The organism is Massilia sp. (genome assembly GCF_031995545.1).
GTDB lineage: Bacteria > Pseudomonadota > Gammaproteobacteria > Burkholderiales > Burkholderiaceae_D > Telluria.
This window is the reverse complement of sequence record NZ_DAMAGA010000004.1, coordinates 44,771-59,920: the sequence shown is the minus strand read 5'-3', so window position 1 is coordinate 59,920 and position 15,150 is coordinate 44,771. Positions and strand designations below refer to the sequence as shown.

Sequence of the window (15,150 nt, the reverse complement as noted above, 5' to 3'; positions counted from 1 at the left end):
GAACCTTACTTGGCCGGCCTGGCGCGTGCGAACAGGCGCTCGATCTCTTCCAGCGACTTGCCCTTGGTTTCGGGCAGGAAGAAGGTCGCCGTGATGAAGTACACCGCAGTGCAGCCGGCCCAGAACAGGAACATCATGTGGAAGCCGAAGTTGCCCACGATCGGCAGGAAGGCGCCGGCGATCAGGGTGCCGGTGCCCTGATTGATCAGCAGCGCCACGCCCATGCCCACCGAGCGAATGCGGGTCGGCATCAGTTCGGACAGCGCCAGCCACACGCACACGCCCGGGCCGACCGAATAGGCGGCGATGAAGGCGGCGATGCACAGCGCCGCCAGCAGGCCGCTGTCCTTGTCGGGAATCGGTCCCACGCTGGCGCGCACGATCTCGAGCGGCGCCGGGTTGGCAAGCTCGCCGGCGCTGATGGCGATGCGCTGCGCCAGGTACACCTTGCGCGCCGCGTCGAGCGTCTCGCGCGCCTGCGGCGCCAGGGTGGCGATCATCTGCTGCGCGGCCTCGGCGCCGGCGGCATCGGCCCGCCCGCTCCAGGACGCACGCGCGGCGTCGAGCAGCGCGCGCTGGTCTTCAGGCAGCGTCTTGACCAGCGCCTGTTCGCGCGCCAGCACCGCCTGCGCTTCCGGTGTCGGGGTGTAGGCCTCGGCCACCTGCTGCTTGTCGCCGTACTGGTACAGCACCGTCAGCTGCATCGGCCCGTCAACATTGGCACCGAAGCGCGCGTCGAGCAGATTCAGGTCGAGCGCGTTGTCGCGCACCAGCGCCGCCACCTCGGTGCGCACGTCGACGCGCTGCGACTCGAAGCGGTGGAACAGCAGCGCCAGCAGGCACAGCGACACCATGATGCCGGCGGTGCCGATCTTCAGCAGGAACACCCTTCCCTTGCGCTCGACCAGCATGATCGCGAACACCGTCATCACCATGTTCAGGATCTTGATCGCGGTGCCGTAGCCGGCCGCGTTCACCGGATCGAGGCCGGCGTGCTGCAGGATGGTCGACATGAACTGCAGGATCGAATTGATGCCGGTGGCCTGGTTGCAGCCCAGGATCACGCAGGCCAGCACGAACGGCACCACGTAGCGGCGCTCGGTCAGCATCTCGCCCAGCGCGGCGGCGCGTCCGAGCTTGGGACGCGCGCGTTCCTCGGCCAGTGAAGCGCCGATTTCGGCGACTTCCGCCTCGCACTGCGCGGCCGGGCGCAGGCGCGCCAGCACGCCGGCGGCGTCCTGGGCGCGGCCGCGCCGCATCAGCCAGCGCGGCGACTCGGTCACGAACAGGCAGCCGAGCAGGAACAGCGCGCCCGGATACAGCACCGCCAGGAACATGCTGCGCCAGGCCTGGTCGGCGGCGCGCGTGACGGCGGCGAGGTCGCTGCCGGCGGCCTGGATCGCCAGCTCGGCGTTGCTCAGGTAGTGGTGGCCGATGAAGGCGGCGATCACGATGCCGGCGGTGAGCGCGAACTGGAACAGTGCCAGCCCGCGTCCGCGCTGGCTGGCCGGCAGGCATTCGGCCAGGTACAGCGGCACCACCACCGCGATCACGCCGCCGCTCAGGCCCTGCAGCAGGCGCCCCAGCATCAGCGGCACGAACGATTGCGACAGGTAGATCACGGTGACGCTGCCGACGAACAGCAAGGCGCTGATCACCATCATCGGACGCCGTCCGAGCCAGTCGGCCAGCATGCCGGCCATCACCGAGCCCAGGATCGAACCGGCCAGCACCGCCGCCACCACCAGCGACAGCTGGCCTTCGGTCAGGCTGGTGGCCCGGTGCAGATACGGCAAGGCGGGATCGATGATGCCGATGTCGATCCCGTACAGGAGGCCGCCCAGGCCGCAGATCGCGGTCAGGAACAGCAGGTGCATGCGTTGCTTGTGATGTGTCGTCATTGCTTGCCTTGAAAGCGCTGATCGGACCGCGGGCCTGCAGACCGGCGGCGGATGGGTCGGCGGGTAATTTAACAGATGTGTTACCGGCCTGGTTGCCGAAAAATTACTAAACAGTTATGTACGGCCACTAAACAGCAGCGCAGCGAAATTCATGGCCGCACAACGGCGTGCGAGCGCTGCAAAAATCCGATATGGATGCGCGTTATCGGTCGTTCAGTTTCGTGGCGAACGCGGTTAAGGTAAGTTTTTATCCCGTGAATCCGACCGCCATGACCGACACCCTCACGCCCAGCCGCCCGCAGGCATCCTGTCGCAGCCCGGCCAGCGCACCCGTTCTGCCCATCTATCTCGACTACGCCGCCACCACGCCGGTCGACCCGCGCGTGGCGCAGGCAATGCTGGAGTTCATGACCGAGAAGTTCGGCAATCCGGCCAGCACCTCGCACGCCTTTGGCCAGGACGCGGCCTTCGCCGTGGCGCGGGCGCGCAAGCAGGTCGCGACCCTGATCGGCGCCGCCGCCGGTGACATCGTCTGGACCTCGGGCGCCACCGAATCGAACAACCTGGCGCTGAAAGGCGTGGCCCACGCCAACCGCGCGCGTGGCCGCCACCTGGTCACGATGACGACCGAGCACAAGGCGGTGCTGGACACCATGCGCCGGCTGGAGCGCGAAGGCTTCGAGGTGACCTATCTGGCGCCGCAAGCCAATGGCCTGCTCGACCCGGCCGCGTTCGAAGCCGCGCTGCGGCCGGATACCATCCTGGCTTCGGTCATGATGGTCAATAACGAGATCGGCGTGATCCAGCCGATCCAGGCATTGGGCGCGATCTGCCGCGCACGCGGTGTGCTGCTGCACGTCGATGCGGCGCAGGCGGCCGGCAAGCTTGCGATCGACGTGCAAGGGCTGCAGGTCGACCTGATGTCGCTCAGCGCGCACAAGCTGTATGGCCCCAAGGGGATCGGCGCGCTCTACGTGCGCGGCGACCGTGAGATCGCGCTGGAAGCGCAGATGGATGGCGGCGGGCACGAAAAAGGACTGCGCTCCGGCACGCTGGCCAGTCACCAGATCGTCGGCATGGGCGAAGCCTGCGAGCTGGCGCGCCTCGACCTTGTGCAGGAAACGGCGCGCATCAAGCTATTGCAGCAGCGCCTGCGCGCCGGCCTGGCCGCCCTGCCCGGGGTGCGCTTCAACGGCGACCTGGAGCAGCGCATCGCCCACAACCTGAATGTCAGCTTCGCGCACCCCGCCGCGGATGCGCTGGCCGACCGCCTGCCCGACATCGCGGTGTCGGCCGGCTCGGCCTGCAATTCCGCCAGCAGCGCGCCGTCGTACGTGCTGCGCGCGCTCGGACTGAGCGACGCGCTGGCGCGCAGTGCGCTGAGGATCACGCTCGGCCGCTACACGTCCGCTGCCGACATCGACTACCTGCTGCAGCAGCTGCGCCTGGCCCTGACATAGCGCCGTCAGGCGGTCGATTGCGGCTGGAAGGCTTGCGCGAACGAGTCCAGGTATTGCCGGATGGGCGGCATCTCCAGCGCATACATCCTGGCCAGCAGCGCCCTGCCTTCGTCGATCCGGCCCAGAACCTGGTAGGCGCGCAGCAGGTTCAGGCCGGTCATCGGATCGTGCGTGCGCTCGTCATAGGCGGGAGCGACCAGCTCCACGATCAACGCAACCTGTCCCGCGTTACCGAGGGCGCCCGAGATCATCATCAGGGCGCGGCGGTCGAAAGTACCCATGGCCAGCACCTCGGCGTACAGCGCCCGCGCGGCGTCGACGTCCTCCTGCCCTAGACAATGCTGCGCCAGCCACAATTGCGCGCGCCAGCTCCCGGGCAGCGCGGCCACGGTGCGCAGCGCCTCGACATACGCCTCTTCGCCATGCCGTTCGCGCTGGATGGTGGCCCACCACATCATGCCGTTCTCCTGGTTCGGATCGGCCTGCACGGCGCGCCACAGGGTCTGGTCGGCCAGCGCCGCGTCGCCGCGTGCGTCGAACACCTTGGCCAGGTTGGTCAGCAGCGTGCCGGTTTCGCCCACCTTCGCCATCCCGGCGCGCAGCGTCGCTTCGGCCAGGTCGAGCTGCCCGTTGTTCATCTGGACGATGCCGAGTGTGACGTGGCTGCGCTCGGGCATGTGGTCGATCTCGTGCAGGCGCGCCGCGGCCGGGGCCACGTCGGCGGCCAGTCCGTCGTTGACGCCGCTGATGATCAGGTTGTAGAGGGCGTCGGCGTTGTCCCACTCGCTCTCCAGCTGCGGCAGGAAGACCTTGTCGCGCCAGTCGGCGAGCGTGATCTGCAGCTCGTGGCCCTCGGCGTCGTAGACGGTGACCAGCTGTTCGTCAGGCGGGGGCGCCGTCCCGGCACCCTCCATAGGAGCATCGGGCTCACGCTCGGACTGTTTGCCGCGCAGGGCAGCGAAAAGACGTTTCAACATGGACGATAGTAACCATGATTCAAAAACAGCATTGAACCATAGTTCGCTCTGCCGCACGCGGGCGGCACAACGATTTTTCGCCGCCGCTCGCGTCAGCCCGCGTCCTGGCCGTGCGGCGCGGCGCGGACTGCCTTGCGGTGGCGCCACCAGCGCAGGCAGCGCCGCAGCGCCCAGACCGCGAACGCGATCATGAACAGCCATGGCAACAGGTAAGGCAACGCCGTGATGGCATAGGCGATCCCTTCGGCCAGGTTACCGCCGAAGCTGCGCAGCGCGCGCCCGATCGGGGTCCAGAACGGCCGGTGCGCCTCCGTGTCGATCGCCACGTTCAGGATTTCGGTCTCGACCCGCTGCGCCAGTTCGGCGCGCTTGCCGGCCGCCGCTTCCAGGGTGGCCTGGACCTCGGCCAGTTCGTGGTTCACCTTGATCAGCGCATCGATGTCGCTGCCGGCGCGCCCACGCATGTCCTCGAGCCGGGCGCGGTAGTCTTCCAGCATGGCCAACTGGCGCGCGCTGTCCGCGATCGGTCCCGACAAGTCCTCGGCGCTGGTGGACTGGTGCGCCAGCTCGGCCTGGGTGCCGAAGGCCGCGATCAGCTTCGGGATCACCTGCGGCCGGGCGCGGAATTTCAGCGCCGCCTCCGCCCTGGGTTCGCTGTCGATGCGCGATTCGAGCAAGGTGCAGGCGGCGGGGCCGGCTTCGCGGCAGGCGGCCAGGCCGGCGGCGTGAATCGCCGGCAGCCGGTCGGGCGCGGCATCGAAGCGGACGCTGTGTTCGTAGGCCATCTGCCGGGCCGCGCCCGCGCCCTCTCGCATGACGGCGTGCTCTCCCGAGGCCGCGCCTTGCTGGGGTTTGGAACAGCCGGTGAGGATGACAAGCACGGCAAGGACGATGCTGGCCCAGGCCATGGCTGGCCAGCGACGGCGGTCGGTACGGTCGACAAACATCGGCATGGTGGCTCGCATTGGCATGGCTGGCGGCTCATGGTCTGGGTTGGCGATCGGGATGGGTGCAGCGCGGCGGGCCGCATCCCGAATGCATCGTCTTTCAGTTTGCCGCCGCTGGATACGAACAATATCACTTTCTGCGCCGCGCATCATCGGCCGCTACCGCTCTGCCGCGCCGGGGCCGGCCGGCATGCACCGGCCGCGCCTTTACGGGATACGGCGCGCGTGGCGGAAGCGCGCGTATCGGCTGACCAGGTCGTTGATCAGCTGCTCGCGCGTGTAGCCGCTGACATCGAGCTGCGGCTCGCCCTCGGAACTGTAGGCCATGGCGCGGTAGTGGCGCCGTTCCGGATCCGGCGCCCCGCTCTCGGCCCAGGCGAAGCTCGGCGCGCGGAAGCTGCGCGCACGCACGGTGTAGCGGAACACCCCGCGGTCGCCATGCGGCACGTCGAGGTCGACCCGTTCGGCGCCCTGCACCACCTGCGGCACCAGGCCATTCTCCTGCATCTGCGCCGCCACCGCGTCCAGCGTGGAGCGCGCGACGTCGTCCAGGAACGCCGTGATCTCGGGCTTGTCGTAGAAGTTGGTGATGTTGGTCAGACGCTGCTGCCAGCTCGGGCCGGCCACGTCGGGCGGGGTATCGGCCAGCGACAGGTTCATGGCCTCGCCCTTCGACTCCTGGCGCAGGGCGCGCAGCAGCCCATAGCAGATGAACAGCATGATCACTGCGAACGGCAGCGCGCTGGCCAGCGCCGCCGCCTGCAGCGCCTCCAGGCCGCCGGCCAGCAGCAGTACCGCCGCCACCGCACCCGCGCAGATCGACCAGAACACGCGCTGCCATACCGGCGGATTGGGCGCGGCGCCGGACGTGATCATGTCGATCACCAGCGCGCCCGAATCGGCCGAGGTGACGAAGAAGGCGATCACCAGGAGTGTCGCCACGCCGGAGGCGATGGCCGGGAACGGCAAGTGTTCCAGCACTTCGAACAGCGCCACCGGCATATTGTCGGTCACGGTCTGCAGGATCGGGGCGGCGCCGCTCAGGTCGAGCGCGATGGCGGTGTTGCCGAACACCGTCATCCACAGGAAGGTGAACGCCACCGGCACCAGCAGCACGCCGAGGATGAATTCGCGGATGGTGCGCCCGCGCGAGATACGCGCGATGAACATGCCGACGAACGGCGACCACGAGATCCACCAGCCCCAGTAGAACAGCGTCCACTTGCCGAGCCAGTCGTTCGGTTCGTAGGCATACATGCTGAAGGTGCGCTGCACCACCGCACCCAGGTAGGCGCCGATGTTCTGCACGAACGCCTGCAGCAGGAACACGGTCGAACCGGCGATCAGCACGAAGGCCAGCAGCGCCACCGCCAGCACGATGTTCAGCTCGGACAGGATCTTGACACCCTTGTCCAGGCCACTCGCGGCGGACAGCGTCGCCATACCCGCGATGACCACGATCAGCATCACCTGCACTGGCGCGTTCACCGGCAGGCCGAACAGATAATTGAAACCGGCATTGACCTGCAACACGCCGAAGCCGAGCGAGGTGGCGATGCCGAACATGGTGCCGAGCACCGCGAAGATGTCGATCGCGTGGCCGATCGGCCCGTGGATGCGCTTGCCGATCAGGGGAAACAGGCTGGAACGCAGCGTCAGCGGCAGGCCGCGCCGGAACGCGAAATACGCCAGCGCCAGCCCGACCACGATATAGATCGCCCATGCGTGCAGGCCCCAATGGAAGAACGTTAGCACCATCGCTTCGCGCGCGGACTCGATCGTGCCGCCCTGGCCTACCGGCGGATTGGCGTAGTGCTGGACCGGCTCGGCCACACCGAAGAACACCAGGCCGATGCCCATGCCGGCGCTGAACAGCATGGCGAACCAGGACAGGTAGCTGTATTCGGGTTCGCTGTCGTCGGGGCCGAGCCTGACGTCGCCATAGCGGCTGAGCATCAGGAACAGCACGAAGATCAAAAAGGCGGCGACGGCGACGATGTAGAACCAGCCGAAGTTGCGCACGATGTCGGCCTGGACCCGGTCGAACACGCCCCCGGCCGTGTCGGGCGCCACGGCGCCGAACACGGCGAAGGCCAGGATCAGCGCGGCCGAAATATAAAACACGGGCGGGTTGACCTGCATGCGCAGGCGGCGCGCGGGCTTGTTGTTATTGTTGTCGTGGTGCGGCGCGGGCGCGGTCATCGTGCGGGTTTCCTTCCATGGTTCGGATCGAAGGCGCAGCAATGAAGCGAAGTTGCCGGCTGCGCCATGCCGGAACGAGTCTACCATCCGATACCTGCGCGCCGGGACACGATTGGATGCGCAGCGCCTGTCGGGCGGCACGGCCGCTTCTGGTCACCCGCGCATGACAACCATGTGTATGGCGGCCCATTTCACGTCGCGGCCCTGCCGGACACCGGCACCACAGCCTGCGCACCGTCCACCTGCAACAGGGCCCTGGTCCAACGTCAGGCTGAATCTGCGCTACCTGCTCCGCCCAGGCTCCTCGATCGCCAACCGTTATAATCGTCGCTTTTCGCCGGAAATAATGAGCCGGCGGAGCCGCGGCCAAGCAGCCCTTCATGACATGAACCGACCAACCAGACCATCGCGCCGGCGCCGTTCCTTGCTGGCCGCCGCAGGCGCAGGCGCCGCTCTGCTGCCATGGCGCGGCGCCGTCGCCGACGACCGCGCCGGGCCGCATACGCATACCTTCAGCGCGGCTGCGGCCGACGTGCTGACGGTGGTCGGTCCCTGGGAAATGACGGGGCTCGACCCGTCGCGCTCGGGCTATATGTTCGCGCGCATGGAAGTGGCCGAGACCCTGCTCGAAGTCGACGACCGCGGGCGCCTGCGCATCGGCCTGGCCTCGCGCTGGCAGGTCTCGGGCGACGGCCTGGAATGGCGCTTCACCCTGCGCGGCAACCGCCGCTACCATGACGGCACCGAAGTCACGCCCGAAAGCGTGCTGGCCTGCCTGCGCCGCGCCCACGCCCGTCCCGGCGTGCTGGGAATGGCCGGCATCCGGACCATCGCGCTCGACGGCGGCGCCATCGTCGTCACGCTGGAGCAGCCGTTCGCCCCGCTGCCCTACCTGCTGACCCATTATTCGAACCAGATCCTGGCGCCGTCCTCGTTCGATGCGCAAGGCAACGTGGTGCGCATCGTCGGCAGCGGGCCGTTCCGGATCGCCGCGATGGCGCTGCCGCAGCAGTTCGACGTCGAGCGCTTCGAGGCCTACGGCGGCCTGCCGATCCCGGGCCGGGTACGGCGCGCGCGCTACATCAGCGTGGCGCGCGCCGAGACCCGCACCCTGCTGGTGCAGAGCGGCCAGGCCGACCTCGCGTTCTCGCTCGACCCGCCCAGCATCCGCGCGCTGCAGCGCGATCCGAAAGCGGTGCTGCTGACGCAGATGCTGCCGCGCACCACCTTCATCAAACTCAATAGCGGCCACCCGCTGCTGGCCGACGTGCGCCTGCGGCGCGCGATTGCCCTGTGCGTCGAGCGCAACGGCATCGCGCGCGCCCTGCTGCGCGACCCCGACCTCGGCGCGACCCAGCTGTTCCCGCCCTCGATGGGCGGCTGGCACGACCCGGCGCTGGCGCCGCTGCGCACCGACCCGGCGGCCGCACGCGCCCTGCTCGAGCAGGCCGGCTGGATGCCCGGCCCTGACGGCATCCGGCGCCGCGGCAAGCAGCGCCTGGCGCTGTCGCTGACCACCTTTGTCGACCGTCCCGAACTGCCCCTGATCGCCACCGCGCTGCAGGAAGAGATGCGCCAGATCGGCATCGCGGTGCGGGTGGTGATCGGCAATTCGAGCGACATCCCTGCCGGGCACCGCAGCGGCTCGCTGGAGATGGGACTGGTGGCGCGCAACTTCGGCAACCTGCCCGATCCGGTGGCGACGCTGCTGCAGGATTTCGGCGCGGGTGGCGGGGACTGGGGCGCGATGGGCTGGCGCAATGCCGAAGTGCCGGCCACGCTTGCGCGCCTGGCGTCCGGCACGGCGGCCTCGAACGGCGGCGCCCAGGCTGCGCGCGCGCGGGTGGCCGCGCTCCTGCAGTCCGAGCTGCCGGTAATCCCGGTGGTCTGGTACCGCCAGGTGTGCGCCACCAGCCGCCGCATCGACGGCGCCAGCATCGATCCCTTTGAACGCAGCTACCGGATTTCGCACCTCGTATGGAATTGAGAATGGCATCAAGGACGGCCCCGGCGCCGGCCTGGCGCGGCGTCACACGCGCGCTGGCGCAGCGCCTGCTGCAGGCGCTGCTGGTGGCGCTCCTGGTCGGCACGCTGTGCTTCTTCATGACGCGCATGCTGCCGGGCGACATGGCCTACCGCATCGCGGCCGGCCGCTACGGCTACGACATGGTCACCAGCGCCGCCGCCGACGCAGTGCGCCTGGAACTGGGCCTGGACCGCCCCTGGCTGGCGGCGCTGGCCGACTGGTGGGGGCGCCTGCTGCAATTCGACCTGGGGGTGTCGCAGGTCACCGCGACGCCGGTCATGCTCGAGATCGAGCGCCAGCTGGGTCCGACGCTGCGCCTGTCGCTGCTGGCGATGCTGTTTTCACTGCTGGTCGGCCCCACGCTGGGCGTGCTGGCCGGTCTCAATCCCGGCGGCTTGCTCGACCGCGCCACGCTGGCAGTGTCGGTGGTGCTGCGCGCGCTGCCGTCGTTCCTGCTCGGGCTGGTGCTGGTGCTGCTGTTTTCGGTCAAGCTCGGCGTGCTGCCGGCCGCCGGGCATCACGACCACGGCAGCATCGTGCTGCCGGCGCTGACGCTGGCGCTGGGCATGGCCGCGGTGTCGTGCCGGGTGGCGCGCGACGCCATGGTGCAGGTGCGCGGCTCGGCCTATTTCGCTTTCGCCCTGACCAAGGGCCTGTCGATGCGCCAGGCGCTGCTGCGCCACGGCCTGCGTAACGTCGCCGCGCCGGTGGTTGCCTACCTGGGCGTGCAGCTGGTGTACCTGGTCGAGGGCGTGGTGCTGGTCGAGACCATCTTCGCCTGGCCCGGCATCGGCCACGCGCTGGTGCATGCCATCTTCGGGCGCGACGTGCCGATGATCCAGGGCACCGCGCTGGTGCTGGGGCTGATGTTCGTGCTGTTCAACGCGCTGGTCGATACCGCCTGCGCCTTCATCGATCCGCGCCGCTCGGCGCACCACGCCTCATGAACCGCATGCATTCGCAGCCGCCCGATATTTCCGCGATGTCCGGCATCATCGTCCCGGAAGCGCCGGCGCGCCGCTTCACGCGCGTGCAGATCGCCGGCATCGCGCTGCTGGCCGCCAGCGGCCTGTTCGCTCTGCTCGGCCCCTGGCTGGTCGGAATCGACCCGGCGCGCCAGCAGCTCGATCGCTATCTGGAGCTGCCCAGCCTCGCGCATCCGCTCGGCTTCGACCAGCTGGGCCGCGACATGCTGGCGCGCCTGGCGCACGGCGCGCGCCTGTCGCTGTCGCTGGCTGCCGTGAGCGTGCTGTCGGCCGCCATCCCCGGCACCGTGCTCGGCCTGCTGGCGGCGTGGCGCGGCGGCTGGCCGGAACGCGTGCTGGCGGCATTCGCCGACGCCGTGCTGGCGCTGCCGGGATTGCTGCTGGTGCTGCTCCTCACCGCATTCACGCCGGGCGGCTTCTGGCCGCTGTACGTCGGCATCTCGCTGGCCTTGTGGGTCGAATACTTCCGCGTGGTGCGCGCCGCCGCGCGCATCCTGCTGGCCAGTCCGCACGTGGAAGCGGCGCGCCTGCTCGGCTTCGGCCCGCTGTACATCGTGCGCCGCCACCTGATGCCCGACCTGCTGCCGCGCCTGTTCACCCTGATGCGCTTCGGCTTCGCCGGCGCCGTGCTGGCGATGTCCGCGCTCGGCTTCGTCGGGGTCGGCCTGCAGCCGCCGACGCCGGAACTGGGCGTGATGATGATCGAACTGCTGCCGTATTACGGCGAGGCGCCGTGGCTGATCGGGGCACCCGTGCTGCTGCTGTTCCTGACCTTGCTCGGCCTGCTGTTGCTGGCGCCCGAAAAGGAGGCCGCATGAACGTGCGTACCGATACTCCCGCGCTGGCGGTCGAGAAGCTGGCCGTGCTGCACGGCGAGCGCGCGCTGGTGCGCGAGGTCTCGTTGACGATTCCCGCCTGCGGCGTGCTGACCCTTCTGGGCGAGAGCGGCTCGGGCAAGTCGCTGCTGGCGCAAGCGATCATGGGCAACCTGCCGCCGCCGCTGCGCTGCGAAGGCCGGGTGGCGATCGGCGGCGACCAGACGCCGGCGTTTGAACAGCGCAGCCGCCATGGCTTGTGGGGCCGGCGCCTGGCGCTGCTGCCGCAGGAACCGTGGCTGGCGCTGGACCCGACCATGCGCGTGCGCGAGCAGGTGGCCGAGACCTATGCCCTGGTCGGACGCAGTTCCGAGCGTGCGGCCGGATCGGGTTCCTGGCGCGGCGCGCGCGCGCTGGCCGAGCGCGCCCTGGCCTCGCTCGGCCTGGGCGATGCGGCGCACAAGTACCCACTCATGCTCTCCGGCGGCATGGCACAGCGCGTCGCTTTCCTGGCCACCCACGCGGCCGGCGCGCCGCTGATGATCATCGACGAGCCGACCAAGGGACTGGACGCCGACCGCCGCGGCGAAGTGCTCGATCTGCTGCGTGCGGCGCAAGGCCAGGGCATGAGCCTGCTGTGCATCACCCACGACATCTGGCTGGCGCGCGCACTGGGCGGCCAGCTGGCGGTGATGCTGGACGGCGCCCTGATCGAACAGGGCGAGGCCGCGCAGGTACTGGCGGCGCCGCGCCACGACTACACGCGCCGGCTGCTGGCGGCCGACCCCGGCAACTGGCCGGCCTGGCACGACAGCATGCCGGCGCCGCGAGGCGGCGCCATCGTGCAGATCGACGGCGTGGCCAAATCGTTCGGGCGCCAGGTGCTGTTCTCGGATGTCGACGCCCAGGTCGCCGGCGGCGAGATCGTCGCCGTCAGCGGACCGAGCGGTTCGGGCAAGACCACCTTCGGCAACATCGTGCTGGGTCTGACGCGGCCCGACCGCGGCCGCGTGCAGCGCGCATCCGGCCTTGCGCCGGCCGCGTTCCAGAAGATCCAGCAGGATCCGGGCGCCGCTTTCGCCCCGCGCATCCGCCTGCGCCAGTCGCTGCAAGACCTGGTGCAGCTGCACCGGCTCGATTGGACGCAGCTGGAGGCCACGCTCGAACGCATGCGGCTGGCGCCGGCTCTGCTCGACCGGCTGCCGCATCAGGTCTCGGGCGGCGAGCTGCAGCGCATCGCGCTGGCGCGCGTGCTCCTGATGAAGCCGGCCCTGATCTTCGCCGACGAACCGACCTCGCGCCTGGACCCGGTCACGCAGCAGGACGTGTTCGCGCTGCTGCGTGAGCAGGTAAGCGAGCAGGTGAGCGAGCAGGTGAGTGACGCCCGCTGCGCGCTGCTGCTGGTCACGCACGACGCCGAGATCGTGCGCAGCGTGGCGCAGCGCCGGATCACGCTGGGTGCAGGCGATCGGGATCGGGAAGCTGAAAACGCCTGATCATCCGCCGCCGGCGGACGGCCGCGCTCAGGACAGGAAGCCGCTGAACGCGCGCAAGGCCATGATGGCGCCGCCCGCGATCAGCTTCGCGCAGAACAGCGCGACAACCACCATCAGGACCAGTTGAATGACGCGGAACACCCCTTCATGACCGCGCCAGTACTGGCCGAGGTGCGTGGGGCGATGGAAGAATGCCGAGAGGTTCGGTGAGGCCAGTCGAAGTTTCATGATTGTCTCCGCTAATAGGCTTTTTTGTAGGTTCAGCATACTCCTCGACGTCGCCACCTGCAAATACACGATTGCACAAGCGTGCGCTACGCGAGACAAGCCCTTCGGCGGGCTCACCGGACGGCGCCGTGGCACCGGCAACCATGTCGCAAACTGTGTCATGATTCCGACGCCGTGACATGAAAATCTTGCCGTAGATCCACTATTACGGCACAGTGTCAGCTCGTTGGCGCCACCCCGGCGCCATGCAGGAGCTTCCCTTGGCCACACTCATCCCTTCGATCGGCGCCTGCGCCTCGCGCATGACGCCCGGCGAGCGCCGTTTCGCGGCCCGCCTCGAAGACAAGCTGGAGGACGATTACCTGTGCTGGTACGACGTCTCGATCGGCGAGCGCACCCAGCACCCGGACTTCGTCGTGTTCAACCCGAACCGGGGCTTGCTGGTCCTCGAAGTCAAGGACTGGCGGCTCGACACCATCGCCGGGATCGACAAGCAGCATGTGTCGATCGTGACCGCCGACGGCGCCAAGCAGGTCCTGAATCCGCTCGAGCAGGCGCGCCAGTACATGTTCACGGTCACCAACAAGCTGCAACGCGACGCGCTGCTGGTCTGGCCCAGCGGCTCATTGAAGGGCAAGCCCTTCTTCCCTTATGGGCATGGGGTGGTGCTGACCAACATCAGCCGCAAGCAGTTCGACGCCACCAACATGGGCGAGGTGCTGCCGGCGCATCTGGTGATCTGCCAGGACGAGATGACCGAGAGCGCCGATGCCGAAGCCTTCCAGCAGCGGCTGTGGGAAATGTTCCCCATCAAGTTCACGCGCAAGCTGTCGCTGCCGCAGATCGATCGCATCCGCTGGCACATGTTCCCCGAGGTGCGCATTCCGGCCCAGCCCGACCTGTTCGACGCCGACGGCCAGCAGGCGGTCGAGATCCCCGACATCCTGCGCGTCATGGATCTGCAGCAGGAACAGCTGGCGCGCAGCCTGGGCGAAGGACATCGCGTGATCCATGGCGTGGCCGGCTCGGGCAAGACGCTGATCCTCGGCTACCGCGCCGAGCACCTGGCCAGGGCCTGCCGGCGTCCGATCCTGGTCCTGTGCTACAACAAGACGCTGGCAACCAAGCTGGCCAGCGTGATGGAAGCGAAGGGCTTGCAGGACAAGGTCAACGTGGCCACCTTCCACGGCTGGTGCGTGCGCCAGCTCGATGCCTACCACGCCGGCAAGCCGGCCAGCGGGGGCGACCCCAATGCGTTCTTCGAAGCCTGCGTGGAACGCGTGATCCACGGCGTCGACCAGCAACTGATCCCCGCCGCCCAGTACGACGCCGTGCTGATCGACGAGGGGCACGATTTCAAGCCCGAATGGTTCAAGCTGGTGGTGCAGATGATCCACCCGGACTCGAACTCGCTGCTGGTGCTGTACGACGATGCCCAGTCGATCTATGGCGGGCAGAAGAAGTCGCGCTTTTCGTTTTCCAGCGTCGGCATTCAGGCCAAGGGCCGCACCACGATCCTGAAGCTGAACTATCGCAACACCAGGGAAATCCTGGCGGTCGCGCGCGCCTTCGCCGACGACCTGCTGGCGCCCGCCGACGCCGAAGAAGACCAGGCGCCGACCGTGCTGCCGATGAGCGCCGGACGCCACGGTCCGAAACCCCTGCTGGTCAACTTGCCGAGCCTGCAGGACGAGGCTGAATTTCTGGCGCAGCGGCTTGGCGAAGCCAACAAACTGGGCATGCCGTGGAACGACATGGCCCTGCTCTACCGGCGCTACGGCATCGGCCAGAAACTGGCCGAGGTGCTGACCCGCAAGGGTATCCCGTTCCAGTGGCAGCAGGGCAAGCGCAACGCCTATGCGCCGCTGCACGACAGCGTCAAGCTGATCACCATGCACAGCAGCAAAGGGCTGGAGTTTCCCTTTGTCGGCATCCCCGGCGTCGGCGTGCCGCCCAGGGACGGCGAAGACCTCCAGGACGAGGCGCGCCTGCTGTACGTCGCCATGACCCGCGCCACCGGAGAACTGGTGATGACCCACAGCGACGCGTCGCCGCTGTCGGAAAAGATGGCCAGGGCGATGACGGTGCTGGAGGCGATCTGACGTCCTGCCC

11 protein-coding genes are annotated in these 15,150 nt (G+C 68.6%); 6 read left to right on the top strand and 5 right to left on the bottom strand.

Annotation, left to right across the window (positions count from 1 at the left end; translation table 11 throughout):
• Positions 1-5: 5 nt before the first annotated feature.
• A complete protein-coding gene (locus RTQ83_RS04985; RefSeq protein ID WP_312511665.1) occupies positions 6-1,901 on the bottom strand; it encodes an MFS transporter in 1,896 nt (631 codons plus the stop codon).
• A 269-nt stretch (positions 1,902-2,170) separates the two neighbouring features.
• Between RTQ83_RS04985 and RTQ83_RS04980 the strand changes: the two genes are divergently transcribed.
• Positions 2,171-3,361, top strand: coding sequence for an aminotransferase class V-fold PLP-dependent enzyme (locus RTQ83_RS04980; RefSeq protein WP_312511663.1), 1,191 nt, complete (start codon positions 2,171-2,173; stop codon positions 3,359-3,361).
• Between the two features lie 5 nt (positions 3,362-3,366).
• Here RTQ83_RS04980 and RTQ83_RS04975 read toward each other — a convergent pair whose 3' ends face one another.
• From RTQ83_RS04975 to RTQ83_RS04965, 3 genes are all read right to left on the bottom strand, one after another.
• On the bottom strand, positions 3,367-4,338 hold the full coding sequence (locus tag RTQ83_RS04975; protein ID WP_312511662.1) for a hypothetical protein: 972 nt from the start codon (positions 4,336-4,338) through the stop codon (positions 3,367-3,369).
• A 92-nt stretch (positions 4,339-4,430) separates the two neighbouring features.
• Complete coding sequence (locus RTQ83_RS04970) at positions 4,431-5,291, bottom strand: DUF4349 domain-containing protein (RefSeq protein WP_312511660.1); 861 nt, start codon at positions 5,289-5,291, stop codon at positions 4,431-4,433.
• A gap of 201 nt (positions 5,292-5,492) precedes the next feature.
• Entirely contained in the window at positions 5,493-7,487 is a 1,995-nt protein-coding gene (locus tag RTQ83_RS04965) for a BCCT family transporter (RefSeq protein WP_312511658.1), read from the bottom strand.
• Between the two features lie 385 nt (positions 7,488-7,872).
• Here RTQ83_RS04965 and RTQ83_RS04960 point away from each other — a divergent pair, with 385 nt between their 5' ends.
• The 4 genes from RTQ83_RS04960 to RTQ83_RS04945 are packed head-to-tail and all read left to right on the top strand — an operon-like array spanning position 7,873 to position 12,810.
• Complete coding sequence (locus RTQ83_RS04960; RefSeq protein WP_312511657.1) at positions 7,873-9,474, top strand: ABC transporter substrate-binding protein; 1,602 nt, start codon at positions 7,873-7,875, stop codon at positions 9,472-9,474.
• 2 nt (positions 9,475-9,476) lie between these two features.
• Complete coding sequence (locus RTQ83_RS04955) at positions 9,477-10,460, top strand: ABC transporter permease (protein WP_312511655.1); 984 nt, start codon at positions 9,477-9,479, stop codon at positions 10,458-10,460.
• Between the two features lie 35 nt (positions 10,461-10,495).
• Complete coding sequence (locus RTQ83_RS04950; protein ID WP_312511926.1) at positions 10,496-11,317, top strand: ABC transporter permease; 822 nt, start codon at positions 10,496-10,498, stop codon at positions 11,315-11,317.
• On the top strand, positions 11,314-12,810 hold the full coding sequence (locus RTQ83_RS04945) for an ABC transporter ATP-binding protein (protein WP_312511652.1): 1,497 nt from the start codon (positions 11,314-11,316) through the stop codon (positions 12,808-12,810). The genes RTQ83_RS04950 and RTQ83_RS04945 overlap by 4 nt, the downstream gene beginning before the upstream one ends.
• 27 nt (positions 12,811-12,837) lie before the next feature.
• Here the strand turns inward: RTQ83_RS04945 and RTQ83_RS04940 are convergent, their stop codons facing one another.
• Positions 12,838-13,038: a hypothetical protein gene (locus tag RTQ83_RS04940; RefSeq protein WP_312511650.1), complete on the bottom strand. Its 201-nt coding sequence runs from the start codon at positions 13,036-13,038 to the stop codon at positions 12,838-12,840.
• A gap of 260 nt (positions 13,039-13,298) precedes the next feature.
• Here RTQ83_RS04940 and RTQ83_RS04935 point away from each other — a divergent pair, with 260 nt between their 5' ends.
• Positions 13,299-15,140 (top strand): DEAD/DEAH box helicase, encoded by a 1,842-nt coding sequence (locus tag RTQ83_RS04935; protein ID WP_312511648.1) that lies wholly within the window; start codon positions 13,299-13,301, stop codon positions 15,138-15,140.
• Positions 15,141-15,150: the final 10 nt, after the last annotated feature.